Annotated in this window: 20 protein-coding genes and 1 other RNA gene; 7 read left to right on the forward strand and 14 right to left on the reverse strand. The window is 71.1% G+C overall.

Going from position 1 to position 25832, the window contains the following annotated elements:
- Positions 1-78: 78 nt before the first annotated feature.
- From AX018_RS02330 to AX018_RS02370, 9 genes are all read right to left on the reverse strand, one after another.
- Positions 79-1119, reverse strand: coding sequence for a lysylphosphatidylglycerol synthase transmembrane domain-containing protein (locus AX018_RS02330; protein ID WP_111875710.1), 1041 nt, complete (start codon positions 1117-1119; stop codon positions 79-81).
- A gap of 6 nt (positions 1120-1125) precedes the next feature.
- Positions 1126-2403, reverse strand: coding sequence for a cardiolipin synthase ClsB (clsB, locus tag AX018_RS02335; protein WP_111875711.1), 1278 nt, complete (start codon positions 2401-2403; stop codon positions 1126-1128).
- Positions 2400-3179, reverse strand: a complete 780-nt coding sequence (locus AX018_RS02340; RefSeq protein WP_111875712.1) for an endonuclease/exonuclease/phosphatase family protein — start codon at positions 3177-3179, stop codon at positions 2400-2402. Before AX018_RS02340 ends, clsB begins: the two co-directional genes overlap by 4 nt.
- A gap of 343 nt (positions 3180-3522) precedes the next feature.
- The gene (cysK, locus tag AX018_RS02345; RefSeq protein ID WP_111875713.1) at positions 3523-4440 is read right to left on the reverse strand and encodes a cysteine synthase A; all 918 of its coding nucleotides are present in this window, start codon (positions 4438-4440) and stop codon (positions 3523-3525) included.
- 127 nt (positions 4441-4567) lie between these two features.
- Positions 4568-5659 carry an RNA 3'-terminal phosphate cyclase gene (gene rtcA, locus AX018_RS02350; RefSeq protein ID WP_415842079.1) on the reverse strand — a complete coding sequence of 364 codons (1092 nt, stop codon included), beginning with the start codon at positions 5657-5659 and terminating at the stop codon, positions 4568-4570.
- 85 nt (positions 5660-5744) lie between these two features.
- Positions 5745-6581, reverse strand: coding sequence for a nucleotidyltransferase domain-containing protein (locus tag AX018_RS02355; protein WP_111875715.1), 837 nt, complete (start codon positions 6579-6581; stop codon positions 5745-5747).
- Positions 6582-6661: 80 nt separating this feature from the next.
- Positions 6662-7909, reverse strand: a complete 1248-nt coding sequence (locus AX018_RS02360; RefSeq protein ID WP_111875716.1) for an RtcB family protein — start codon at positions 7907-7909, stop codon at positions 6662-6664.
- 56 nt (positions 7910-7965) lie between these two features.
- A complete protein-coding gene (locus tag AX018_RS02365; protein WP_111875717.1) occupies positions 7966-8817 on the reverse strand; it encodes a hypothetical protein in 852 nt (283 codons plus the stop codon).
- A 50-nt stretch (positions 8818-8867) separates the two neighbouring features.
- Positions 8868-10001, reverse strand: a complete 1134-nt coding sequence (locus tag AX018_RS02370) for a slipin family protein (protein ID WP_111875718.1) — start codon at positions 9999-10001, stop codon at positions 8868-8870.
- 731 nt (positions 10002-10732) lie between these two features.
- On the opposite strand from AX018_RS02370, the gene rtcR reads away from it, so the two are divergent.
- The 4 genes from rtcR (at position 10733) to rnpB (ending at position 15796) form a co-directional block, all read left to right on the forward strand.
- Entirely contained in the window at positions 10733-12340 is a 1608-nt protein-coding gene (gene rtcR / locus AX018_RS02380) for an RNA repair transcriptional activator RtcR (RefSeq protein ID WP_111875719.1), read from the forward strand.
- A gap of 141 nt (positions 12341-12481) precedes the next feature.
- Positions 12482-13135 carry a TetR/AcrR family transcriptional regulator gene (locus AX018_RS02385; protein WP_111875720.1) on the forward strand — a complete coding sequence of 218 codons (654 nt, stop codon included), beginning with the start codon at positions 12482-12484 and terminating at the stop codon, positions 13133-13135.
- Between the two features lie 388 nt (positions 13136-13523).
- On the forward strand, positions 13524-15302 hold the full coding sequence (locus AX018_RS25875; RefSeq protein WP_111875721.1) for a methyl-accepting chemotaxis protein: 1779 nt from the start codon (positions 13524-13526) through the stop codon (positions 15300-15302).
- Positions 15303-15458: 156 nt separating this feature from the next.
- An RNA gene (gene rnpB / locus AX018_RS02395) (RNase P RNA component class A) lies at positions 15459-15796 on the forward strand.
- A gap of 38 nt (positions 15797-15834) precedes the next feature.
- On the opposite strand, the gene AX018_RS02400 is transcribed toward rnpB, so the two are convergent.
- From AX018_RS02400 to AX018_RS02420, 5 genes are all read right to left on the reverse strand, one after another.
- Positions 15835-17064 carry a M48 family metallopeptidase gene (locus AX018_RS02400; RefSeq protein WP_111875722.1) on the reverse strand — a complete coding sequence of 410 codons (1230 nt, stop codon included), beginning with the start codon at positions 17062-17064 and terminating at the stop codon, positions 15835-15837.
- Positions 17065-17071: 7 nt separating this feature from the next.
- Positions 17072-18313, reverse strand: a complete 1242-nt coding sequence (locus AX018_RS02405; RefSeq protein ID WP_111875723.1) for a YjgN family protein — start codon at positions 18311-18313, stop codon at positions 17072-17074.
- Between the two features lie 146 nt (positions 18314-18459).
- Positions 18460-19263, reverse strand: a complete 804-nt coding sequence (locus AX018_RS02410; protein ID WP_111875724.1) for an rRNA pseudouridine synthase — start codon at positions 19261-19263, stop codon at positions 18460-18462.
- Positions 19256-20929 (reverse strand): MBL fold metallo-hydrolase, encoded by a 1674-nt coding sequence (locus AX018_RS02415; RefSeq protein WP_111875725.1) that lies wholly within the window; start codon positions 20927-20929, stop codon positions 19256-19258. The genes AX018_RS02410 and AX018_RS02415 overlap by 8 nt, the downstream gene beginning before the upstream one ends.
- 59 nt (positions 20930-20988) lie before the next feature.
- Entirely contained in the window at positions 20989-22299 is a 1311-nt protein-coding gene (locus AX018_RS02420) for a flavin-dependent oxidoreductase (RefSeq protein WP_111875726.1), read from the reverse strand.
- Between the two features lie 64 nt (positions 22300-22363).
- Here AX018_RS02420 and AX018_RS02425 point away from each other — a divergent pair, with 64 nt between their 5' ends.
- From AX018_RS02425 to chrA, 3 genes are all read left to right on the forward strand, one after another.
- A complete protein-coding gene (locus AX018_RS02425) occupies positions 22364-22927 on the forward strand; it encodes a MarR family winged helix-turn-helix transcriptional regulator (RefSeq protein ID WP_111875727.1) in 564 nt (187 codons plus the stop codon).
- A gap of 104 nt (positions 22928-23031) precedes the next feature.
- Entirely contained in the window at positions 23032-24054 is a 1023-nt protein-coding gene (locus AX018_RS02430) for a Bug family tripartite tricarboxylate transporter substrate binding protein (RefSeq protein WP_111875728.1), read from the forward strand.
- 411 nt (positions 24055-24465) lie between these two features.
- Positions 24466-25824 (forward strand): chromate efflux transporter, encoded by a 1359-nt coding sequence (gene chrA, locus AX018_RS02440; protein ID WP_111875729.1) that lies wholly within the window; start codon positions 24466-24468, stop codon positions 25822-25824.
- The last annotated feature ends 8 nt before the right edge of the window (positions 25825-25832 follow it).

Below are 25832 nucleotides of genomic sequence, written 5' to 3' on the forward strand. Positions count from 1 at the left end.
ATAAGCCAGGGGCCGCCCCGGAGATCGGTTTGCTATTTAATTTATAGCAAACAATGTAGAAAACACGGCGACGTGGCGCTAATCCGGCCTTTGACTGGCGCGGGAAGGCCCCCGGGAGGCCTCGCGGCCCCGCCCCGCCAGTTCCACCGCGCCGAAGGCCAGCGCCGCGAGCACCAGCGGCGCGAAGAAGTAGAGCGCCCGGTAGGCCAGCACCGCCGCCAGCGCCTGCGGGGCGGGCATGTAGGCCGACAGCACGGCCGTGCCCACGGCCTCCAGCACGCCCAGGCCCGCCGGGATGCGCGACACCAGCCCCGCCACTGCGCCCAGCAGCACCGTGGCGAGCGCCGCCGCATAGGGCGGCTGGCCGCCCGTGAGCACCCACACGGACGCGCCCATCACCATCCAGTTGGCGGCCGAGACGGCCACCTGCAGCAGGGCCACTCGCCAGCCCGGCAGCGGGAAGGCATGGCCCCGCCAGGCGATCGGCCGGCCGCGCCGCGCCGCGCAGGCGACGACGTAGCCCGCCGCCGCCAGCATCAGCGCGGCGCCGATCCAGCGCAGCGCGCCGGGCCCCAGGTGCCAGCCCTCGGGCAGGCGTGGCGGGCCGACCCAGAACATGGCGCCCGCCAGCGCGAGGTAGCCCAGCCAGTTGGTCACGATGCTCTGCCCCACCACCTGCCCGATGGTGCCCACGGACAGCCCCTGCCGCGAGTAGAGCCGGTAGCGCACGGTGACGCCGCCGATGATGGAGCCCAGGTTCAGCGTGAACGGATAGGCGATGAGCGTGATGCCCATCGTGCGGCCTGCCGGGAGGCCGTGCCGCGTGAAGTGCCGCCCGAAGAGATCGAAGGTGCCGTAGAGCCCGTGGCTGGCGAGCGCCAGCGCGCCGCCCGCGAGCAGCGTGGCCGGCGGCAGGGCGAGGAAGGCGGCCCACACGGCCGCCCAGTCCACGGTGCGCGCCTGCCGCACGAGCAGCGCCGCCACGAAGAGCACGAAGGCCCCGGTGGCGAGCGCCATCGCCCAGCGCCACCCGCGCCGGGCGCGCAGCCTCTGCCAGCGGCCGCGCGCCACGGCCTCGCCGCCGGCCGGCATCGGGGGGGCGCGGGAGGCGCAGGGCATCGGGGGTCAGGTGGCCGAGGGCCAGCGGCCCTGCCGGTCGTCGGACGTCTCGCGCGCCCGGTCCCGGTCCGCACCGGCGCCGACCAGCGAGATCTCGGGTTCATGGCGCGGCAGCCAGCCTGCCCAGGCCGGGAACCAGCGCATGAGGTGGAAGACGCAGTAGCTGCGCAGCAGCCGCAGCCCGTCCCAGCGCCCCGGCGGCGTGGGCTCCACCTGGCGGCAGCAGTGCTCCATCAGGTGCGCGAGCCGCCCGTGCAGCGTGGCGTTGAAATCGCGGTCGCGGATGACCACGTTGGCCTCCAGGTTCAGCGACAGGCTCAGCGGATCGAGGTTGCTCGATCCCACGGTGGACCATTCGCCGTCCACCAGCGCCACCTTGCCGTGCAGGGGGCGTTCGCAGTATTCGTAGATGCGCACGCCGGCGCGCAGCAGGTGGTCGTAGAGCATGCTCGCGGCGGTGCGCACGATGGGCATGTCGGGCTGGCCCTGCAGGATCAGGCGCACGTCCACGCCGCGCCGCGCCGCGCGGCGCATCTCGCGGATGAAGCGGTAGCCGGGGAAGAAGTAGGCGTTGGCGATCACCACGCGCTCGCGCGCGGCGCGCAGCGCCACGCGGTAGTGGCGCTCGATGTCGTTGGTGTGGGCATGGTTGTCGCGCGTCACGAAGATCGCGTCGGCCGACCCGGTGGGAGCGATCGCCCCGGCGGCCTCGCGCGCCCGCGCGCCCCAGCGCGGCGGCCGCTGTGCGCGGCGCCGCTCGCACTGGGCCACCACGCCGAGCGCAAAGCGGTGCAGGTGGGCCACGATGGGGCCGCGCACTTCCACCGCGTAGTCCTGCTTGGCCTCGGGGCCGAAATCGGCCACGTGGTCTGCCGAGTAGTTGATGCCGCCGATGAAGCCCACCGTGCCGTCCACCACCACGATCTTGCGGTGCATGCGGCGCAGCACGTTCAGGCGCTGGCCGAGGATGCGCCGGCCCGGGTCGAAGATGCGGAAATGCACGCCCGCCTCCACGAGCGGATCGACGAAGGACGGGGGCAGGTCCGGCGAGCCGAAGCCGTCCACCAGCACGTGCACCTGCGCGCCGTTGCGCGCGGCCTGCAGCAGCGCGGCGTGCAGGCCCCGGCCGATCTTGTCGTCGAAGAGGATGAAGGTCTCCAGCAGCACCTCGCGCCGGGCCGCCGCGATCGCGCCGAACACGCGCGGGAAGAAGTCCTCGCCGTTCTCCAGCAGCTCGAAGCGGTTGCCCGGCACCCACCGGGAGGAGCGGCGCAGCGGCCTCACAGCGCGATCTCCGCGGCCAGCGGCGCGTGGTCCGACAGCTTGTGCCAGGGCTTGCGCGGCAGCACCATGGGCGCGTGCACCGCCGCGTTGCGCACATAGATGCGGTCCAGCGCCAGCAGCGGCATCGACGCGGGAAAGGTGCGCACGGCGCGCCCGTCGGCGTGCACGAACACCTCGTGCAGGCCGGCGCCCCGGCGCAGCACCTCGTGGGCGCGGCCGCGCCAGTCGTTGAAGTCGCCCGCCACGATCACGGGCTCGTCCTGCGGGAAGGTGTTGACGAGGTCGCACACGCGCCGCAACTGGCTTTGCCGGTGGTTCTCCTGCAGGCCCAGGTGCACGCAGACGGCATGCACCTGCTGCTCGTGCCCCGGGGGCTGCAGCACGCAGTGCAGCATGCCGCGCCGCTCGGGGCCGCTCACCGAGATGTCGTGGTTCTCGTAGTGGACGATGGGGAACTTGGAGAGCAGGGCGTTGCCGTGGTGGCCGCTGTCGTAGACGGCGTTGCGGCCATAGGCGTACTGGCCCCAGATCGTGTCGGCGAGGAACTCGTAGTGCGGCTCCTGCGGGAAATTGGCCACACGGTTGGCGTGGCGCTGGTGCGTGCCCAGCACCTCCTGCAGGAACACCAGGTCCGCCGAGACACCGCGCACGGCCTCGCGCAACTCGTGCAGCATGAAACGGCGGTTGAAGGACGTGAAGCCCTTGTGCACGTTCACGGTGAGCACCTTGAACGCGATGGGGGAGGGGGTTGCTGCGTGGGAATCCATGGATGCCATCGGTGTGAGAGGCACCGCTGCCATGGCGGGGGGCCGGCGGCCGCGGCGCTGGGTTCCGACCGATTGTTCCGGCGGGCGCGGGGCCGGGCTGTAGGACGTCGGGCCGACCGCGTGTGCAGCGCATGCGGCGGCCCCGGGGAGGCGGTATCCGTGATTCACGGTGCCACGCGCGCTGCGCGGCGCACGCTACTGGCGCTGCATCATCCGTCCGGTGGCCGCGGAGCAGGCCATGCCAGCAAACGCCGTGGAGCGGGCTTCGCCCGGCCACCGGCGTTGTCCCCCTTCCCGCGCGCAGCGCGAGAGAAGGGGGAAGGCGCGAAGCGCCACAGGGGGTTGTTTCACATCACCCCGGCAGGAAGCCTTCCACCGACAGATAGCGCTCGCCCGTGTCGTAGTTGAAACCCAGCACCTTCGCGCCCTGCGGCAGCTCGGGCAGCTTCTGCGCGATGGCCGCGAGCGTGGCGCCCGAGGAGATGCCCACGAGCAGGCCTTCCTCGCGCGCAGCGCGGCGGGCGTATTCGCGCGCCGGCTCGGCATCGACCTGGATCACGCCGTCCAGCAGGCTGGTGTCGAGGTTCTTGGGCACGAAGCCCGCGCCGATGCCCTGGATGGGGTGGGGCGCCGGCTGGCCGCCGGAGATCACGGGCGAGGCCACGGGCTCCACGGCGAACACCTTGAGCTGCGGGAACTTTGCCTTCAGCACGCGCGACACGCCCGTGAGGTGGCCGCCCGTGCCCACGCCCGTGATCAGCGCGTCGAAGCCCTCGGGGAAATCGGCCAGGATCTCCTGCGCCGTGGTGTGCACGTGCACTTCGATGTTGGCGGGGTTCTCGAACTGCTGCGGAATCCAGGCGCCGGGCGTCTGCGCCGCCAGCTCCTGCGCGCGGGCGATGGCGCCCTTCATGCCCTTCTCGCGCGGGGTGAGGTCGAACTGCGCGCCGTAGGCCAGCATGAGGCGGCGGCGCTCGATGCTCATGCTGTCGGGCATCACGAGGATGAGCTTGTAGCCCTTCACGGCGGCCACCAGGGCGAGGCCGATGCCGGTGTTGCCCGAGGTGGGCTCGATGATGGTGCCGCCGGGCTGCAGCGCGCCGGAGCGCTCGGCGTCCTCGACCATGGAGAGCGCGATGCGGTCCTTGATGGAGCCGCCCGGGTTGCTGCGCTCGGACTTGACCCAGACATTCGCCCCCGCGCCGAAGAGGCGGTTGATGCGCACGTGCGGCGTGTTGCCGATGGATTGCAGGATGTTGTCGAACTTCATGGCGTCTCCACAGTGGAAAAAGGTTCCTTCAGGAACGGAAGCGGGGCATTTTGGACCACTCCAACGACACCGTCGGCATATGGTTATGTCGATCGGCGGGGCAACCCCCGGTGGCCCGGCGCCGGCTTCAGGCGCCGCTGGCGGCATCCACCGGATCGATGTCGATGCGCGCCGCGCCCGCCTGCTGCGTGATCGCGATGCGCACCGGCAGGCCCCGCGGAATCAGCTCGGCGTGCGTGCGCGTGTGCGGCGTGATCTCCGTGGCGGTGTAGGCGGCGCGGCGCCCGCTGCGCCACACGGCCAGCGCGAGCGGCAGCATCCACTGGTCGGCCAGGTGCGGCCCCACCGCGCCGCTGCCGCGCTGGAAGGCCCGGACCTCTTCGGCCAGGGTGCGCGCCACCTGCTCGGCGGGGATGCCGCGCGCGCCCAGCGCGCAGAACACCTCGGTCACCTCGCCGTGGTCCAGCATGGCCAGCAGGGCGTTGCCCGGCCCCTCGTTCTGCCGCGCGGGCGCGGTGCGCAGCACGTCCTGCCGGCCGGCGTCCCAGCCCAGGTGGCGCCGCAGGGCCTCCAGCTCGCGCTGTGCGACGCTGCGCGCCAGCCCGGGGACCACGGCCTCGGCCCAGGCCTGCCGGCAGGGGCCGCGCTCCAGCAGGTCGAAGGGCGCGAGCCCGGCGGCGGCGGGCCCGATGGTGGCCTGCACCTCGCCGCCGCCCGCGGGGTGGAAGCCCCGCCGCCGCAGCGCCAGCTCCAGCCCCGCGCCCAGGCGCCGCACCAGCGGCGCGAAGGCCAGTGCGAGGAAGTCGAAGGGCGGCGCCATCGGGTTGTGCGTGCCGCCCGTGAGCTGCACGCGGCTGGGCGCCTGCGCCAGCATCAGCGCGGGCAGCACGGTCTGCAGCACCAGCATGCAACTGCCCGCGCCCGAGATCGGGAAGCGGTATTCGCCCGGCCGCACGGCGCCGGGCGTGAAGCGCAGCGCCTGCGATCCCGGCTCGGCGCCCTCGGCCTGCCCGCCGCAGACGTCCACGGCCGCGTGCACGCACGCGAGGTGCTGGCGCATGAGCCCGGGCTTGGGCCGCCCGGCGCGGATGCGGTCGATCCGCAGGGGGCGGCCCGTCACCATGGCCAGCGCGAGGCCGGTGCGCAGGATCTGGCCGCCGCCCTCGCCGTGCGAGCCGTCGAGGACGAGGGGAGGTGAGAGAGGGGTCGGAGAAAGCACGGTCAGTAAAGGTCGATCCATGAAAAACGGTTCGCCGCGCGGCGTGAACGGCAGGCGCCGGCCGCGCGGCAGCGGATGGGCATCGTCAGCCCCCCGCGCCGTCCGCGAACCGCAGCACCGTGTCGTGCAGCAGCGCATCCAGCGCGCCGTGCCCGGGTGCGGGCAGCGCCTGCACGGGCTCGGCCGCGTTGCGGGCCAGCTCGGCCTCGATGAAGGCATGGATGCCGGGCCAGCGCGGGCTGGTGGCGGCTTCTCCGGCGCGCATCTTCACCTCCAGCAGGGCGTTGATCTCGGCGATCAGCGCCGCATCGCGCGTGGCGTCCAGCGTCTGCTGCGCCAGCGCGGCGAAGCGCATGGGCGGCACGCCCGGCAGGCTGCGGACCCAGCGCGCCGCCAGCAGCGGGCGCAGCACGTAGAGGTACTTCTTGTAGCGCACCTCCTCGGCCTGCAGGTGCTCGCGGAAGTTCTTCTTCGCCATGGAGGCGTAGTGGTGCCAGACCTTGGCGTTGGAGAACACCTGCGCGGCCAGCGCGCGAAAGCGCGCCATGGTGCCGGCCTCCTCGCGGTACACGATGGGCGAGCACAGCCATTCCAGCAGCGTGGGGTTGGACTCGCGCATCAGCCCCAGCGCCTTGCGCAGGTCCCAGCCGTTGATGTCCAGGTCGCCGCTGATGGGCAGCTCGATCACGTCCCGGCCGGGCACCACGGTGAGATACCACGGCAGCCGGTGTACGTAGATGAAGCGCACGTCGTAGTCGCTGTCGGGCGAGGCGAAGCCCCAGCCGCGGCTGCCCGATTCGCAGGCGAAGAGCACGGTCACGCCGTGCGTGGCCTCGATGGCGCGCAGGTGCTGCATCACCTGCGCGCGCATGTGCGGCTCGACCGGATGGGCCGACCGCAGGAGTTCTTCGGGTTGTTGCATATGAAAACCGCCTTATGTCGGCGTTCCTTCTATCGTGTTTGCTATGAAAATCGAAGCAATTCGGTGGAATGCGGAGGGGATCAGCCCTTCACGCACACCACCTGCTTGAGCGTGTGCACCACTTCCACCAGGTCCGTCTGCGCCTCCATCACGGCATCGATGTCCTTGTAGGCCATCGGGATCTCGTCGATCACGTCGGCGTCCTTGCGGCATTCCACGCCTTCGGTGGCGGCGATCTGGTCGGCCACGGTGTAGAGCTTCCGGGCCTTGGTGCGACTCATCCTGCGGCCCGCGCCGTGGCTGCAGCTCATGAAGCTCTCGGGGTTGCCCTTGCCGCGCACGATGTAGCTCTTGGCGCCCATGCTGCCGGGGATGATGCCCAGCTCGCCGGCCCGGGCGCTCACCGCGCCCTTGCGGGTCACGAGCACGTCCTCGCCGAAGTGCGTCTCGCGCTGCACGTAGTTGTGGTGGCAGTTCACCGCCTCCACGTGCGCCTCGAAGGGCTTGCCGATCACCTGGCGCGCGGCCGCCACCACGCGCTGCATCATCACCTCGCGGTTGGCGCGCGCGAACTTCTGCGCCCAGCCCACGGCGCGCACGTAGTCGCCGAAATAGCGGGCGCCCTCCTCGAAGTAGGCCAGGTCCTTGTCGGGCAGGTTGCGCTGGTGCAGCTCGGCGTCCTTCCGGGCCAGCTCGATGAAGTGCGTGCCGATCGCGTTGCCCACGCCGCGCGAGCCGGAGTGCAGCATGAACCACACGGCGCCCGCCTCGTCCAGGCACACCTCGATGAAGTGGTTGCCGGTGCCCAGCGTGCCCAGGTGCTTGTGGTGGTTGGTCCGGGCCAGGTGCGGGTAGTCCTCGCAGATCCGGTCGAACTCGTCCTTCAGCCCGGCCCAGGCGCGGTCGGTTTCGTCGGGCGGGGTCTCCCACGCGCCCTTGTCGCGGCCCATGCGCCGCGGGTTGCTGCCGTGCGGCACGGCCTTCTCGATGGCCGAGCGCAGCGGCCCCAGGTTGTCGGGCAGATCGTTCGCGTGCAGCGTGGTCTTGCAGGCCATCATGCCGCAGCCGATGTCCACGCCCACCGCGGCCGGGATGATGGCCTTGAAGGTCGGGATCACCGAGCCCACGGTGGCGCCGATGCCGTAGTGCACGTCGGGCATGGCCGCGACGTGCCGGAAGACGATGGGCAGGCGCGCGGCGTTCTCCAGTTGCTGGCGCGCCTCGTCCTCGACGGGCACGCCTTGCGTCCACATCTTCACGGGCACGCCGTCCTCGACGGGGTGGAGCTGGTAGGAGGCGGTGGAAGGGGGGGTCTTGTGGTCGTTCATGGTTCAGGAATTCTTGAGGGGTTGCGGGGTGGGCGCCATGCCGGTGCGGGACCGGCTCATCGCGCCATCGTGTCGAATACGGCGCCGATGCGCTCGTTCAGCGTGGAGCGGCAGTCGCATTCCTGCGTGCCGGGCGGCAGCCAGCCGCCGGTGGGGCAGCGGTCCATCATCTGCAGCAGCCTGGCGGTGAACCGGTCCCGGTGCGTGGGCGCGGTCAGCCAGTGTTCCACCGCCTCGCGGTAGCGGGGACGGTCCTTCGAGAACGGGCCGCCCACCTGGTGGCCGTTCAGCACGAAGCCCCAGTACGAGGCGTCCACGTAGTGCAGGGCCGACGAGTTGCTCTCGCACGCGAGCCAGTGCTCCAGCAGCGGCGCGAGGTCCACGCCGGCGTGGTCCCACATCAGCAGGACCGTGAAGGCGTCTTCTTTCCGGAAGACGCCCTGGTCCGGCTCGGCCCACTGCTCCAGCCCCAGCGCGAAATGCGCGAGCGCGACGTCCTGTAGCGCCTGGCGCTCGCGGCCGTTGAAGGCGCCGGGCTCACAGCGGCCCACGCGGTCGAGGGATAGCTCGGTCGAATGGTGCAGCTGCGCGCCCTGCGCCAGCAGTTCCAGCAGCCGGGGCAGCAGGTACTTGATCTCGTCCGCGGGCTGCACGGTGCTCTTCACGCTGTCGTTGTACTGGTAGAAGTGCCGCGCGGTGAGCGTGCGCAGGGGCAGCCGGCGCATCTCTCGCTCCAGGGCCGCATCCATGCAGCAGGCGGTGCACACGTCCAGCAGCCCCGCGGGCGCGCGGCAGGCACCGAACACGTGGTAGGCGGCCTCGATGGACGCGTCCAGCGCGGCCTGGAGGACCGGCAGCGATGGTGCGCGCGCGGCTTCGGGCGTGGTCGTTATCGTTGTTGTCTTCATGGTCGTATTCCTCCTGGGCGCCAGGCCGCGGGGCGGCCTGGCGCGGTCCGTCAGCGCATTTTCACGAGCCCGTTCAGCACCTGGTCCAGGCCGCCGAAGACCGAGATCTTGTCGATGCGTTCGGCCACGCGCTCCAGGGTTTCCAGCTCTTTCATGCGCAGGGCCACGGAGTTGTCCTCCATGACCTTCGCGGTGTTGAGCAGCGAGCGGGTCGCCGCCGTTTCCTCGCGGCGGCGGATCACGTTGGCCTGGGCCTGCTTTTCCGCCTGCACCACCTGGGTCAGGATGGCCTTCATGTCGCCCGGCAGCACGATGTCCTTCACGCCCGCGCTCTCCAGCCGCAGGCCGTAGGGCTGCAGCCTGGTGGCCAGGTGCGTGTTCACCACCTCGTCGATCGCCGTCTTGTCTTCCAGCAACTCGTCGAGCGTGCGGGTGCCCACGGCGGCGCGCAGGGCGAACTGCAGTTCGCGGTACAGGTGCTCGGCGGGCTTGGGCAGCTGGCGGTGGGCCAGCAGCACGTCCACGTAGCGCCAGGTGGCGCTCAGGTTGATGCGCAGGCCGACCTTGTCGCGCGTCATGATGTCCTGGCCCGACACTTCCAGCGTCTGCAGGCGCAGGTCCACCAGTTCCGCGGCGACGTGGCGGCCGTACTTCCAGAACGCATGCGTGCCCGCGCCCAGCAGCCGCTCGACCTTGCCGTCGATGGTGAGCAGGGCGCACATCGCGTCCGGCACCTGCACCTGCAGCACGCCGTTCAGGCCCGCCACGGGCTTGCTGCGCAGCTGCGTCTGCACCAGCCGCGCCGCGAGGGCGGCCAGCACGTCCACGCCCTGCGCGAGGTCCACGACCTGCACGTCCACGTCCACCAGTCTTTTCCAATAAAGGCGCCGGGTGCCCGGGGGCAGGATCTCCACCAGCACGCCGTTCTCGCTGCGCAGGCCGGCCTGGGTCTCGGACAGCTCCACGCGCACGAACTCCCGTGCCACCACCTCGGGCTCGCAGGCCATCAGGTAGTCGGCCAGGCCGTGCGTGAACGCCGGCTGCTCCAGGGCGAAGGTCTCCACGCGCAGCTGGTCGGTGCCCGCGAAGAGCCAGTGCGCGCCGCTGTGCAGCACGCGCTCGAAATCGCCGTTGCGCAGCAGCAGGGCGCGTTCGTTCTTCTTGATGCGTTGGATCGTCAGCATGGTTTTCTTCCTTTTCTTCTTTCTTGCGTGTCGCCACGGGGCCTTCGGGCCCCGGATTCCAAAGGGTGCCGTTACAGCGGTGGCGGGCTGCCAGGGGGCACGGCGCGGGCGTCGCAGTGCGCCGTGCCGTCCGCCCGGGCGGGGCGGCGGCGTGGCTGGCTGCGCGCGCGGGCCGTGCCCGGGTCTGGCACGAACCGCCACCGGCTGACGGGCGAAGCGCCTGGGCGGTGGGTACCGCTGCGGCTGCTTCTCCCGCGTTCGGCGGGTGGTCTTTCGACCGTTGACGAATCCCGGCGGTGAGGCCGGGAGGGTTTCCGGCAGGAATCGAACCTGCGCCAGGCCTTGGATGAGAAGGCTGCTCTTCCTCTGAGCTACAGAAGTGGCGATTCCGGACTCGAACCGGACGCCCCGGAGGGCGGCTCCTTGCATCGCCATGCCCGAGACACCGCGGCGGGCGGCATGCGGGGCATCGACGGCCAGGCCCCGGGAGGGGCCGGCCGGACACCCGGCACCGGAGGGGCTGGCGTTCCGCCACAACCCCGAGCCTGTGAGCGTCGCCGCTGGTCTCTGACGGATAAAGCTTCGCGAGATGCGTGCCAGCGTGTCGCGGAGGCTGCCGGATTTTCATAAACCATTGATTTGGAAAAGAATTCCCCGTTAGGTGCACGAATCTGTCAACTCGCTTTGGCTGCTGGAATTAGATAGCTATCTAAAAATATAGAAAATGGGATATGGCAAAAAACAAGGTGGTCATCGGTTTCATCGGCACCCAGCTGGATGCCGGCAGGGGTGCGGGGCGCTGGGAGAAGTGGCGCCCCACGGTCTCGCTCGCGCAGCACGAGGATTTCGCCGTGCACCGCATGGAGCTGCTCTACACCCCCGCCCATCTGGCGCTGGCGAACCAGGTGAAGGCCGACATCGCGGCCGTCTCCCCGGAAACCGAGGTGCGCCTCGTGGGCCTCGGCATCCAAGACCCCTGGGATTTCGGCGAGGTGTACGGCGCGCTGTTCGACTGGATCCAGTCCTACCGCTTCCGCATGGAGCGCGAGGAGTACTGGGTGCACATCACCACGGGCACGCACGTGGCGCAGATCTGCCTGTTCCTGCTGGTGGAGTCGCGCCGCATTCCCGGCGTGCTGGTGCAGACCGCGCCCCCGAAGCGCCAGCACGCGGGCGACCCCGGCAGCCATGCGCTCATCGACCTGGACCTCTCGCGCTACGACGCGCTGGCCCAACGCTTCCAGGCGGAGCGGCGCGATGCGGTGGACTTCCTCAAGAGCGGCATCGCCACGCGCAACGCGCGCTTCAACGCGCTCATCGAGGAGGTGGAGCACGTGGCGGTGCGCTCGCGCGCGCCCATCCTCTTCACCGGCCCGACGGGCGCGGGCAAGTCGCATCTGGCGCGGCGCATGTACGAGCTGAAGAAGGCGCGCCACCAGGTGGAGGGCGCGTTCGTCGAGGTCAACTGCGCCACGCTGCACGGCGACGGCGCCGCCTCCACGCTGTTCGGGCACCGCAAGGGCGCATTCACCGGCGCGGCGGCCGAGCGCGCCGGCCTGCTGCGCACGGCGCACGGCGGCGTGCTGTTCCTCGACGAGATCGGCGAGCTGGGCCTGGACGAGCAGGCCATGCTGCTGAAAGCCGTGGAGGAAAAGCGTTTCTACCCCCTGGGCAGCGACCGCGAGGTGGAGAGCGATTTCCAGCTCATCGCGGGCACCAACCGCGACCTGCGCGTGGAGGTGGCGGGCGGGCGTTTCCGCGAGGACCTGTTCGCGCGCATCAACCTCTGGAGCTACCAGCTGCCCGGGCTGGCGCAGCGCCCCGAGGACATCGAGCCCAACGTGGACCACCTGCTCGCGCGCGCCGGGCAGGAGCTGGGCCGCGCGGTGCGATTGTCGGCCGAGGCCCGGGCGGCGTACCTGGGCTATGCGCAGTCGCCGCAGGCGCTCTGGAGCGGCAACTTCCGCGACCTGTCGGCCAGCGTGGTGCGGCTGGCCACCCTGGCCGAGGGCGGGCGCATCGGCCTGCCGCTGGTGGAGGCCGAGATGGCCCGGCTGCGGTGGCTGTGGGAGCCCGCGCAGGCGCCGCGGCGGCAGGAGGCGGACGGCCTGCCGGAGCTGGAGGCCCTGCTGGGGACGGCGCAGTTCGAGGCGCTGGACCTCTTCGACCGGCTGCAACTCGCGGCCGTGGTGCGTGTGTGCCGGCAGTCGCGCAGCCTCTCGGATGCCGGGCGGCAGCTGTTCCAGGCCTCGCGCATGCAGCGCACCGCCGTCAACGACGCGGACCGGCTGCGCAAGTACCTGGGCCGGTTCGGCCTGGTGTGGGAGCGGCTGACGTGATCGCCGCCGCGGCACCGCAGGCCTGGCCCGCAAGCGACCTTCAGGGGGCGTTTGCCCGGACCGTAGAAGAGGCCTTTCCCCAGCCGGAGAATCCTGCGGGCGGTAGCATCGTTGCACCACAGTGCCAGCTGACCAGAAGCCATGCCCATCACCGAAGGTCGTGCGAAATCCGGGGCGCGCTCTCCTCTGGGTCGCCCTACCGCGCAACGGGCGCAAGAGTTGAGGCAAACCATCATCGGGGCCGCGTCGGCGCTCATGCTGCAGGACGGCTACGACGGCACCAGCATCGACGCGATCGCGGCCGCTGCCGGTGTCACCAAGCGGACCATCTACACACGGTTCGAATCGAAGGAAAACCTGCTCCGTGAAGTGCTGACGACCGCAGCGCTGCCCGCATTGCGGCTCGAACCCGAGTTTCCATCCAGCGCCAGCATCGAGGAGAAACTCGTGCTGATCGGGATGGAAATGAATGCCGCCCTCCTGCATCCCGATATGCAGCGCTGGCTCCGGTTCGCCATCGGCGGCATTGCGCAGCGCCCCGAACTGGCCCCGTTCGTGCACGCATTGATCGAGCAGTACCTGGCTCTGCTGGAGCGGCTTCTGGCGCCGGTCCTCGCCAGCGGAGCGCTGCGTGCCGACGACCTGGCTACCGCGGTGAAGGTTTTCGCGACCTTGATTTCGTCGCGGGCGCACAACCTCGCGACGTTTTCCCTGCCTCCGGGGTCTCTGGAAGAGCAGGCGCATTTCATACGGAAAGCCGTGGCCTTGTTCCTCGCTGGCTGCACCCGGGCATGATCGTGCCTCTTCTGGCGGCGACCTCGCACCACCTATCTGCCCATGCGGGGAAGGCGGCATTCCTTCCGGCCACGATCCGGAATTGAGAGGGGGGACCGGGATTCCCGGAACCCCGGAGCGGCATGGATTTGCCCCGGAGTGTTGTCTCTTTGCACAGATTTCTCATTCCTATTTTTAATGAAACCTATAAGTTTCATTAAATGCTAAGATTTGAAATCTCTGGTAGGAGAAGAGGGGCAGGGCGCCGAAGGCCATCGCGGTCTGGGGCGATTTCTTTCTGTCGCACCTTTGGATTCGATGGGCAGGTGGTGCAACGGATGAGCTATTGCGTGGGCCCGCATGCCGTCGGCATGCAACAACTTTTGTCCAACAAGACAGGCCCAAAAAAATGGAATGGTTCAAGCGACTGAAGGTAGGCACCAAGCTCATCGCCGGGTTTCTGGCGGTGGCGGCGATCGGCGCCTTGATCGGAACGGCCGGGATACTTCGCTCCAGCGAGATCAACGATCTGGCCGACCTCATGTATTTCCGCGAGATCGTGGGGTTGTCCCACGCATCCGAGGCAAACATCCAATTGATCGGTGCCAGCCGGGCCATTCGCAGCGCTGTGCTCGCCACCACCGAGGATGAGCGGCGCGCGCATGTGGCGTCGGTGCAGGCGAGTCTGAAATCCATGCATGAGGAGCTGGACAAGACCGGGAGTTTCTTCGTGACGGAAGAGGGCAAGGCCCGGGTCCGGGAAACCCAGCAGGTCGTGCAAGCCTACGATGCGGGCCTTCAGGCGGTCCTGGCGCTCCTGCAGACCGAAGCGCTGTCGAATACGCGGGTGTCCGTGTCGAAAATGAATGAAGTCCGGCAGATCGCGGACAAGGCCGACGAACTGCTGGGGCAACTGGTCGAGCGCAAAAGGGCCAATGCCAGGGAGCTGAACGACCAGACCACCGAGATCTACGAGCAGGTGCGCTGGATCCTGATCAGCCTCACGGTCGGTGGTGTTGCTCTCGGCATCGCCATCGGCGTGCTTTTGACGCGCGGGCTGACGCGTCAACTGGGTGGCGAGCCGGCGGATGTCGCCTCGGTGGCCGGCGCCATCGCCCGGGGAGACCTCACCGTTCCCATCGATGTCTCCCGCGCAAAGCCGGGCAGTGTCGTGCTGGCCATGCAGAGGATGCAGTCGTCCCTGCGCGATGTCGTCGGGACGGTGCGTGCCAGCAGCGGCAACATCGCCGTGGGCGCGACCCAGATCGCCACGGGAAATGCAGACCTGTCGCAAAGAACCGAAGAACAGGCCAGCAACCTGGAGGAGACGGCCGCCTCGATGGAAGAGCTGACCAGCACGGTGATGAGCAGTGCGGACACCGCGAAGCAGGCGGCAGAGCTGGCCCGGTCGGCAAGCGATGCCGCACAGAAAGGCGGAGAAGTCGTCGGACAGGTCGTATCGATGATGGGGGAGATCAATACGTCGTCGCGGAAGATCGCCGACATCATCGGCGTCATCGACGGTATTGCGTTCCAGACCAATATCCTGGCCCTGAATGCCGCGGTCGAAGCCGCCCGGGCCGGAGAGCAGGGCCGTGGCTTCGCGGTGGTCGCCAGCGAGGTCCGCAGCCTCGCACAGAAAAGCGCCGAAGCCGCCAAGGAGATCAAGACACTGATCCACGACAGCGTGGAGAAAGTGGCCAACGGAGGTCAGCTCGTCAACGCCGCAGGCACGTCCATGGAGGACATCGTCGGACAGGTCCGCAGAGTCAGCAACCTGATCCAGGAGATCACCTCGGCCACGCACGAGCAGACCTCCGGCCTCAGCCAGATCAATGAAGCGGTGATGCAGATCGATCAGGTCACCCAGCAGAATGCCGCGCTGGTGGAAGAGTCCGCAGCCGCTGCCGACAGCCTCAACCTGCAGGTCAAGCAGCTGGTCGCGGCGGTGGGCGTGTTCAAGCTTGACGAGGTGGCGCCGCGGGTATCGCCGCCGCCGTCCGCCGTGTCGGTGGCAGGCGCCCCCCGCCCGAGCGCGCGCGACCTCTCTGCGCACAACGGCAGACGCGCCGTGCCCGCCGTGCCTTCCTCGCGCGCACCGCAGCCCGTGAAGGCCCTCGTCTCCGCCAATGCCCAGAGCGTGGCGAACGGCAACGGCAACGGCAACGGCGAGTGGGAGAGTTTCTGAGGTCCCCGCAGCAGCCAGGGCGGGATCGGGTCGCGCGAAGACGGTGTTCATGCGCTGGTGGGCCGCGTGCGGGGCGAGTGCCCCGGCCGGGCCGAACCCGCGTGGACGCAAAGCCAGGGGCATCCGGCCCTGGACGTGAGGGATAATCCTGCCCGTGAAGCGCGCCAGACCGCCGCTGGTGCGATCTGGGAAACCAGGCACTGGAGGAACGTCCGGACTGCACAGGACGGCGTAGCAGCTAACGGCTGCCCACCGCGAGGTGAGGATCAGAGCAACAGAGACGAGTCCGGCGGGAGTGCCGCAAGGCAGACCAGCCGGGGTGAAACGGGCAATCTCTACGCGCAGCAATACCAAGTAGGCCAGCGTTGACGTGGTTCCGCGGAGCTGGCGGGTAGGTAGCATCGAGCCGGGTGGGCGACCCCTGGCCCAGAGTAATGGCGGTCACATGCGGGCAACCGCATGCACAGAATCCGGCTTATCGGCGCGCTTCACACTTTTGAATGAACATCCTGCGGGCGGCTCCGCTCGGGCGTCAAGGGCGCTCGCAGTGCGGCGCGTGGCCGGCGCGCAGCTCGGCGGCCCGCTGCTCGGTATCGGGGTGCGTCGCGAGCAGCGACAGCAGGCGCCCGCTGCCCGAATCCTGCGGCGGCCGGGCGGCCGGAGACGACGCGTCGCTGGCGGGCCCGCGGGGCTTTCCAGCCTCTTCCCGCGCTTCTTTCTCGTGCTGCTCGCGCGCGATCGCCAGCAGCAGGTCGGCCATCGGGGCGGTGGGCAGGCGGGCATGGCCCATGAGGGCGATGGCGTGGCAGTCGGCCTCGCGTTCGTGCGCCCGGCTGTAGGCCATGCCGGTGAGCAGCGCGCCGCCCGTGGACAGCAGGCTGGAGACGTCGCCGAGCGCCAGCCCCAGGCCGATGTTGAGCACGCCCTGCTCGACCACCGTGCGTGTGGTGTGCCGGTACACGACGTGGCCGATCTCGTGGGCGAGTACGCCGATCAGCGCGTCGTCGCCCAGCCCCCGGCGGGCCGCCGTCTCCGCGAGGCCGTCGGTCATCACCACGGTGCCGCCGGGCAGCGCGAAGGCGTTGGCGCCCAGGCCCTTGCGGAATTCGAGCCGCAGCACCGGCCGGTAGTCCGGATAGCGCTGCGTGGCCGGCGGCATTTCCCGCACGAGCGCGTCGAAGCGCGCGCGCAGCTGGGCCTGGCGCTCCGCCGTCAGGCCTGAGCGCTTCAGGGTGCCGTCGTCCATCCTCTCCAGCGTCTGCTGCGAGAGGGTGGTTTCCCAGGAGAGTGGAACGTACCGCGTGAGCTGCGTCGCCAGCCAGGGCGTGCCGTAGCGGTAGAAGAGGGCCAGCGTGAGCACCGAGGCGAAGAGGACCACCGCGAAGGCGGTCCAGCGGGTCTGCATGCGCTGCGCGATGCCGGGGCGGTGGCCCGCGGCCTGCAGCGCGCCATGCCAGCGCGCGATGGCGTCGCCCGCCACTTCCAGGCTGCCGCGCTCGCCCAGGTCCACCACCAGCCGGGGTGGCGGGTTGCGCGGGTTCCAGGCCTCGGGCCAGTCCACCTCGCCGTGGGCGAAGGTTACGGGCGCGGCGCCGGTTGGGTCGAGGGGGTGCAGCGTCAGCACGGGGCCGCGCGCGCCGGCCGCGATGGTGGCCAGCACGGCCCGGCCCTGGCTGCCGAGGCCGTCGAACCAGCGCGCCGGCACGGGCAGGCCCGGGTCCGCCGGGCCGGCGTGCGGGGAGGGCGTGCGGGCCGGTGCCAAGGGAGGGTCAGCCGATCAGGTCCAGCCCCGCCGCGTCGGCGAGGGCGTCGCCCACGCCGCCCTGCTGCTGCCGCACGAGCTGGCCCGCCACCTGGTCCACGCCGCCCTTGACGTGCAGCGTGACGGATTCGAGCTTCATGCGGTATTCGCTCACGCGGGCGAAGGGGCGGTAGAAGCCGAGCGTGAGCAGCGTGAGGGCCAAGTTCTTGATCCTCAGCCCTACGAAGCGGCCCGCGCGCAGGTTGCACTTGAAGCGGGCCACGTGGCTCACGCCGATCTGGTTCCAGGTGAGCTGGAACATGCGGGCCTCGCGGTAGGCCCGGGCCGGCGCCGAGGCCAGCAGCATCAGGAAGCCGAAAAGGAAGACGCCCGCGACGATGAAGACGAACAGCCACAGGCCCAGGCGCTGCGCCTTGCCGGCGATGAGCATCCACGAGCCGCCGAAGGCCACGCCCAGGAGCGCGCCGATCAGCACCACGGAGAGGATGAACACCGCCACCGTGGCGAGCCACACCTTCACGAAGTCCATGTAGACGGGTTTCCAGCGGCCCGGCTCGGTGCCCAGGCGCGAGTGCAGCACCAGCATGCTGCGGTAGTTGTATTCGAGGCGGATGAAGCACAGCACCGTGAGCAGCAGGGCCAGCGCGAGCAGGCCCCCCATGGCGCCCGTGAACTGCGGGAGTTTGCGGCCCGAGGCGCCGAGCTGGGGCTCCGGCGCGATGGCCTGCAGGCCGAACACGGTCACCAGCCACACGGCCGCGATGGCGAACACGGGCCAGCTGGCCGCGTAGACCTGGCGCCAGTTGGCGGTGAACTGCAGGCGCAGCCCGCGCCAGCGGGTGTTGGCGAGCCGGAAGCGCATGGCGCTGCCCCAGATGAGCGGCGAGAGGGCCGCGCCCGCAAGGATGAACAGGCCCACGGCCGCGTCCTGGCCCGAGCGCGCGGCGATCTGGTAGGCAGCCGTGAGGCCCAGCAGCACGACGAAGCCGAAGACCATGCGGCGCTGCTGCCCGGTGAATTCGAGCGGGCTGCCGGCCACGAAGGTGTGGCCGTAGAAGTATTGCGCGGTGCGCCGGCGCGCCCAGGGGGTGTAGAGGCCCAGGGTGACGATGCCCAGCAGCACGTTGACGATCCACACCCGGAAGTATTCGCCCCCGCTGCCCGTGAACCGGAGCGGATGCGGCTCGATGCCGTGCGATGCGAACGATGACGACATGCGGCCCGTGGGGGGCTCAACGTGCTGGTCCATGGATCTACCTCTACCTCTCGAAGAGGCCGGCAGTGTAGCGCAGCAGGGTGGCACGGCACGGGGGTGCGCAGGCGTGTAGCGCCCATCCAACGGGCGGATGGCGCTATTGTTTTAATAGTGGACGAGGGGCGGTCAGGCCTCGGGCGTCAGAACCGCTCCCAGGGCAGCAGGTAGCGCCACTGGCCCTCGGGCAGTTTCGCGAGCGCCACGCGGCCGATGCGCAGGCGCCTGAGGGCCGTGACCCGCAGGCCCACGGCCTCGCACATGGCGGGGATCTGCCCCGGACGGATGCCCTTGAGCGCGAAGCGCAGCCGTGTCTCGCTTTGCCAGCTGACCTTGGCGGGCGGCAGCGGCCGGCCGTTGAATTCCAGCCCGTGGCACAGGCGCGCGAGGCCGCCCTCGGCGATCGTGCCTTCCACGGTGGCGAGGCATTCCTGCTCCAGGGTCTCGATGTCCTCGGCCAGCCGGCGGGCCATGCGGCGGTCCTGCGTGTAGACCACGAGCCCGCTGGCCCCGTCGGCCAGCGGCGTGAAGCATTCGAGCTGGCGGAAGTGCCGCTGCAGCACGCGCACCGGCGGGCTGTCGCCGGCATGGCGCGTGCCGGGCTCCAGCAGGGCGATGGCATCGGGCGCGCCCTGGCCGCGGCCCTGCCGATGGTCGCCCGCCGGGCCCTGGTCCAGCCCGGCCGCCCAGCCGGCGGGCTTGTGCAGCAGCAGCGTGACCGGCGGCACCTCCTGCGCGCGCGCGCCGGGCGCGACGGCCACGGCCTGGTCCGGCCGCACGCGGGTGCCGGGCAGCTCGGCCGCGAGGCCGTCCACCTGCACCCAGCCGCCTTCGATGAGCCATTCGGCCTCGCGGCGCGAGCAGCCCTGCAGCTCGGCCACGCGCCGGGACAGGCGCATGCCGTCATCGGTGCCGGAATGTTCCGTGGGGATGCGGTGCTCAGGCATGGCCGGCCTCCAGCGCGCGGATGCGCTCCACGTGCGCGAGCAGCGAGCGCTGCGCCACGGGCCACATGCGCTCGGGCACGTCGGCATAGGCGTGGCGCACCCAGTCCTCCGGGCTGCCCCCGGGCAGGGCCTGCAGGGCGGCGAGCACCTTGGCCTCGCGCGCGAGGCGGTGGGCCTTGAGCCGCGCGATCGCGCCGCGCGCGTCCTCCATGGCGTAGCCGTGCGCGGGCAGGATGAAGTCCGCGCCGTGTGCGGCGCACAGCGCATCGAGCCGGTCGAGCGAGTCGAGGTAGTCGTCCATGTGGCCGTCGGGCGGGTCGATGACGGTGGTGCTGCCGTTCAGGATGTGGTCGCCGCTGAAGAGCAGGCCGTCCTCGCGCAGCAGCAGGCAGAGGTGGTTGGCCGCGTGGCCCGGGGTGTGTATCACTTCAAGAGTATGGGTTATTTCGCCTTCATGTCGGCGTCCGCTCAGCGTGAGCAGCTCTCCATTCGATAGCGCCCGGTCGGGCGTGAAGCGGCTGGCGGCGCGCGCCGTGGGGGCGGAGGGCAGGCCCAGCACGGGCGGGCGAGGGCGGCCCGACGCGGCCACGCGATCGGCCAACGGGGCCGCGCCGGGGGAGTGGTCGGGATGGGAATGCGTGCAGACGATGGCGCGGATGTCGCCGCCGGCCGCGTGCCAGAGGCGCTCCAGGTGGGCCTCGTCGGCCGGTCCGGGGTCGATGGCGATGTGGCCGGTGGCGGGGTCGCCCACGAGGTAGCTGTTGGTGCCGGGGCCGGTCATCGCGCCAGGGTTGGGCGCGGTGAGGCGCTGCACGTTGCGCAGCAGCGGCACGGGGCGCTCCGACTGCCAGTCGAGCGGGTGCACGATCTGGCCGTCCGGGCACACCAGGGCCAGTTCGCCGAACGGGGCCTCGTGCTCCATGTGGCGCGACTCCCGGCCGGCGAGCAGGCCCGCGCGCGGGCAGCTCGTCCAGAGCGGCCGGCCGTGCGCGACGGCGGCGAGCACCGCGTCGGCGCTGGCGAAGGCGGCCAGCCGCTCCAGCGTGCGGATGGTGGGGAAGATCATGAGGAACCGCCCGGCCGCGTGCCGTTCCAGCGCGTCGCAGGGGCGCACCCACACGGGCTCGAACTGCTCGGCCTCGTCGGCCACGGGCTCCTGGCCCTGCGGCATGCGCGCGACGAGGAACGGCACGTCGAAGCGCTTGGGCAGATCGCGGTCGGCCGTCCAGTGCGCGAGCGGGAACACCGCGTCGGCGGCCAGGCGCAGCCCGCGCGCGGCGCACTGCGCGGCGAAGGGTGCATGGCGGTCCAGCGCCGCGATGTCGGCGGCGTTGGCGAAGCGGCCGTCCGCGCGGCGCGCGAGCAGCACGCCCAGCTCCTCGAAGCTCTCGCGGAGGGCGGCGACGGCCTGGGTGACCTGCCCGGCGTCCTGGCCGGCGCGCCGGTCGGCGCGGGCGTGCGTGGCGGCATCGGCGTCCGATGCGTCGATGGCGCCGCCGGGAAACACGTAGGCGTCCGGCGCGAAGCTCGCATGGGGCGAGCGCCGCGTCATGAGCACCTCGACGCCCGCGCCGCCGGGCGCGTCGCGCAGCAGCAGCACGGTGGCCGCCGCGCGCGGGGCGGCGGGTTCGCGGTGGGGGTGGAGTTGTTGGGAGGGGCGGGGCATCGGGGGATTATCGGCAGCCCCGGGCCGCGCGGGCCCCGGCTCAGATCGTGGACACGTTTTCAGGCATGGGGCTCCGCCACCGGCGTCTGCCGGTGCCCCGCCGCCGTCTTGTACGCACTCACCCAGTCGGCCAGCACGGCGGGGTCGAGCACATCGCCGATGCGCTCGAAGCCTTCGGGCGCGCGCTCTTCCACCATGTCGAGGATGGCGTCCAGCCCTTCGGCGCGGTTGAGTTCCACGATGCGCGCCGTCATCGGCCGGCGGCCGGCCTCGTAGGCATCGAGCGCGGCGGGCAGGTCGAGCGGGTGTGCGGCCAGCGCGTCGGCGATGGCGCGCGCGTCCAGCAGGGCCTGCGTGGCGCCGTTGGAGCCGATGGGGTACATGGGGTGGGCCGCGTCGCCCAGCAGCGTCACGCCGCGGCCCTGGCGCCACCGTGGCAGCGGGTCGCGGTCCACCATGGGCCACTCCAGGATCTGCGTGGCTTCGGCGATGAGGCCGGGCACGTCGATGAAGCCGAAGCGCCAGCTGCCGAAGGTGGGCAGCAGGTCGTCCACCGAGCCGGGTTTGCTCCAGTCCTCGCGGCTGGGCGCCGCGAGGCCGCCGCCGAAGCCGTCCTCGCGCAGGCGGCGGTCGGCCACCCAGTTGATGAGCTGCAGGCCGTCCGCGCGCGGCGGGGCGATGGGATAGACGACGAACTTCGCGCGGCGGTGGCCGGCCTGCACCATGGTGCGGCCGTCCAGGAAGGGGCGGGCCCAGGTGGTGCCGCGCCACATCATCATGCCGTTCCAGCGGGGCGCGCCCTCGTTCGGGTGGAACTGGCGGCGCAGGGCCGAGTGGATGCCGTCGGCGCCGATCAGCAGGTCGCAGCGCAGGGTGGCGGTGCCGCCGCCCGCCAGCTCGGCGTGGGCCTGCACGCCCGCCGCGTCCTGGCTGCAGCCCGCCACGCGCGTGCCGGCGCGCACCCGGTCGGCGCCCAGGCGGCGCAGGCATTCGTTCCACAGCAGCATCTGCAGCTCGCCCCGGTGGACGCTGAACTGCGGATGGCTGTAGCCCGCCTCCGTGCCGCGCGGGTCTTCGTAGATGGGCTGGCCGTGGCGGTTGGCGAAGACCAGCGCGCGCGTGGGCACCGCCATGGCCGAGAGCGCGGGCAGCAGGCCCACGCTGTCCAGCACGGCCACCGCGTGGGGCAGCAGGTTGATGCCCACGCCCAGCGGCTGGGGGCGGGCCGCCGCTTCGCAGACGGTCACGCGGTGCCCCTGGTCCGCGAGGGCCAGCGCGGCGGCGAGGCCGCCGATGCCGCCGCCGGCGATCACGATGTCCAGGGGGTGCGGCGTGGCGGGGGGCGGGGAGGGGGTGTGCGAGGCGGTCATGGCGAGGGTTGTCTCCGGGTCTTTCCGCTTGACGGGGATCAATGCGCGGTTCTATTGTTGCCTCATGCAACAAACCACCAGATCCGCAAAAACCCGCGGTGACCGCGCCCGCCCGGGCAACGTGGCGCCCGTCTGCCCCCATGCCGCGCCGGCCCGGGCCGACGACCCGCCCGAGGGCGAGCTGCGCCCGCTGCCGGGCCTGAGCTACGGCGTGCTGGACACGCTGATGGGCTATGCGCTGCGCCGCGCGCAGAACGCGCTGTACCTGCATTTCCAGCAGGCCGTGGGCGAGGGCGTGAGCCCCCAGCGGTTCGCGGCGCTGGTGCTGGTCATCGCCAATCCGGGCCTGCGCCAGGGCCTGCTGGCCAGGGCGATGGGGCTGCACCGCAGCGGCGGCATGCGCCTGGTGGATTGGCTCCACACGCAGGGCTGGGTGCTGCGCGAGGCCGATCCGCAGGACCGCCGCTCCTGGACGCTGCACGCCACCCCCGAGGGCGTGCAGGCCCTGGAGGCGCTCACCGCCCGGGTGCGGGCGCACGATGCCGCGCTGATCGCGGCGCTGGGCCCCGAGGGGGCGGCGCTGCAGCCGCTGCTGGAGCGGCTGGCCAGCGCGGGCTTCCCGGGCTGATGTCCCCCGGGGCTGCCGGGGCGGGCGTGCGGCGCGGGGCCGCGCCGTACCCGGTGCCGGGCGGCTTCGCCACAACCACATTCGACCCACCACAGGAGACAACCATGGATTCGAGTTCCTCGCGGGCACCGTCCCGCAGCGCGTCGGCACGCGGCATCGACCGGCGCGGCGCGGGCCTGGCGCTGGCCGCGCTCTGCCTGGGCATGGCCGGCGGCGCACGGGCGCAGCAGGGCGTGCAGCGCATCCTGGTCGGCTTTCCGGCGGGCGGCTCGATCGACGTGGTGGCGCGCCGCATCGCGGAGAGCTGGCGCGCGCGCACCGGCGCCACCACGGTGGTCGAGTCCCGCACGGGCGCGGGCGGCCGCATCGCGCTCGCCGCGCTCAAGGACGCGCCGCCCGACGGGCTCACGCTGGTGCTCAGCCCCTCGTCCATGCTCACGATCTACCCGCACGTGTTCAAGCGCCTGCAGTACCGGCCCGCCACCGATTTCATTCCCGTGGCGCCGGTGGCGCTCTCGACCTGCGGCTTCATGGTGGGCCCGAAGGTGCCGGAATCGGTCAGGACGCTGCGCCAGTTCGTCGAATGGGCCAAGGGCCGCCCGGTGCTCGAGGGCTATGCCTCTCCCGCGGCGGGCGCGATGCCGCATTTCATCGGCAGCCAGTTCGCCAGCGCGGCGGGCATCGCCCTCACGCACGTGCCCTACCGGGGCGCCGCGCCGGGCCTGCAGGAGCTGATGGGCGGGCAGGTCGCGTCGGGCTGCTTCAGCGTGGGCGACTGCCTGCCGCACATTCCCACGGGCCGCGTGCGCGTGCTGGCGGTGAGCGACACGCGGCGCTCGCGCTTCCTGCCCGACGTGCCCACCTTCGCCGAGCAGGGTTTCACGGGCATCCAGGGCGTGGAGAGCTACGGCCTCTACCTGCCCGCGCGCACGCCGGCTGCCGCCGTGGAGCGCTGGGCCGATGCGGCCCGGCAGGCGGTGCGCGAGCCGGCCGTGGTGGAGGCGCTGGCCAAGCTCGGTTTCGAGCCCGCCTCGGGCACGCCCGAGGAGTTCGCCCGCCAGCTCACCCAGGAGCGCGACCGCTGGGGCCCCGTCGTGGCCGCCTCGGGCTTCTCGTCGGAGGAGTAGGGCGGCAGGCCGGGGCGTGGCGCCTGGAGCGGGCCCCTAAGAACGTGTTCACGATCTCCCAGGGGTCGCGCAGTGGCGTGTGCGGGTGGGATGCAAGGCGCGGTGCGCCGCCCATAGCCCGGCTATGGGCCAGCGCCGCAACGCCGCAGACCGCCCGCACACGCCACTGCCCGAAGGGTTGGAGCGAAATCGGGCGATTGAACGCCCCCGATGCTGGCATGGGCACGAGCCCATGCGGCGCATCCGAGGCATCCACTCATCCCGATTGCGCTCCAACGCGACCCCTGCGAGATCGTGAACACGTTCTAAGGGGAAAAAGAGGAGAATCGGCCGCCTCGGGAACACAGCCTCCCGTCCCGCAAGGGTAGACGGTGTCCCGTCTAAGCGCTGGAAATGCTCATTGGAGTTTCCATGGACACCGTGCCGCTTTCCGCCGCCGATTCCCCGCGCCCCCCGTCCGTTTCCCTCTCCGAGGCCCTGCGTTTCTGGCTGAAGCTCGGGTTCATCGGCTTCGGCGGCCCCGCCGGCCAGATCGCGCTCATGCACGACGAGCTGGTGGACCGCCGGCGCTGGATTTCGGAGCGGCGGTTCCTGCATGCCTTGAACTACTGCATGCTGCTCCCCGGCCCCGAGGCGCAGCAGCTCGCCACCTACCTCGGCTGGCTCCTGCACCGCACCTGGGGCGGCATCCTGGCGGGCCTGCTCTTCGTCCTGCCCTCCCTGTTCATCATGATCGCCCTGGCCTGGCTGTACATGGCCCAGGGCGACACGCCCGCGGTGGCGGGCCTCTTCCACGGCATCAAGCCGGCCGTCACGGCGCTCGTGGCGCAGGCCGCCGCGCGGGTCGGGGCGCGGTCGCTGCGCAACGGCTGGCTCGGGGCGATCGCCGCCGCGGCGTTCGTGGCCCTCTTCGCTTTCGATGTGCCGTTCCCCCTCATCGTGATGGCGGCGGCCGTGCTCGGCCATGCCGGGGGCCGATGGCGTCCCGAGGCGTTCGGAGCACGGGCGGCGGGCCCCGCCGCGGCCGGGCCGGCCCACGGGAGGGGCCCCGCGCTCATCGACGACGACACGCCCGTGCCCGGCCATGCGCGGTTCTCCTGGCGGCGCCTGCGCAACGTGTTCCTCGCCGGAGCGGGGCTCTGGCTCCTGGCCATCGGGGGGCTGGTGGCGCTGTACGGCTGGAACTCCGTCCTGGCGCAGATGGGATGGTTCTTCACCAAGGCGGCGCTGATGACCTTCGGGGGCGCCTACGCCGTGCTGCCGTATGTTTACCAGGGCGCGGTCGAGCACTTCCACTGGATCACGCCGGCCCATATGATCGACGGCCTGGCGCTGGGCGAGACCACGCCGGGCCCGCTCATCATGGTGGTGTCGTTCGTCGCCTTCGTCGGCGGGTGGACGCAGGCCCTCTTCGGCCCCGATGCACCGCTGCTCGCCGGGGCGGTCGCGGCATCGGTGGTCACGTTCTTCACCTTCCTGCCGTCGTTCGTCTTCATCCTGCTGGGCGGCCCGTTCATCGAGTCCACGCACGGCAATCTCCGGCTCACGGCGCCCCTGGCGGGCATCACCGCGGCGGTGGTCGGTGTCATCGTGAATCTGGCGGTGTTCTTCGCCTGGCACGTCTTCTGGCCGAAGGGGCTGCACGGCGGCATCGACGGGCCGTCGGTGCTCATCGGCCTGGCGGCCGCGGTGGCGCTGATGCGCTACCGGGTGGGGGCCGTTCCGGTCATCGTCGCCGCGGGACTCGCCGGCTTCGCCCTCGGACTGTGAGGAGGGCG

It is taken from the genome of Paracidovorax anthurii (assembly GCF_003269065.1).
In the GTDB taxonomy this organism is placed as follows: domain Bacteria; phylum Pseudomonadota; class Gammaproteobacteria; order Burkholderiales; family Burkholderiaceae_C; genus Paracidovorax; species Paracidovorax anthurii.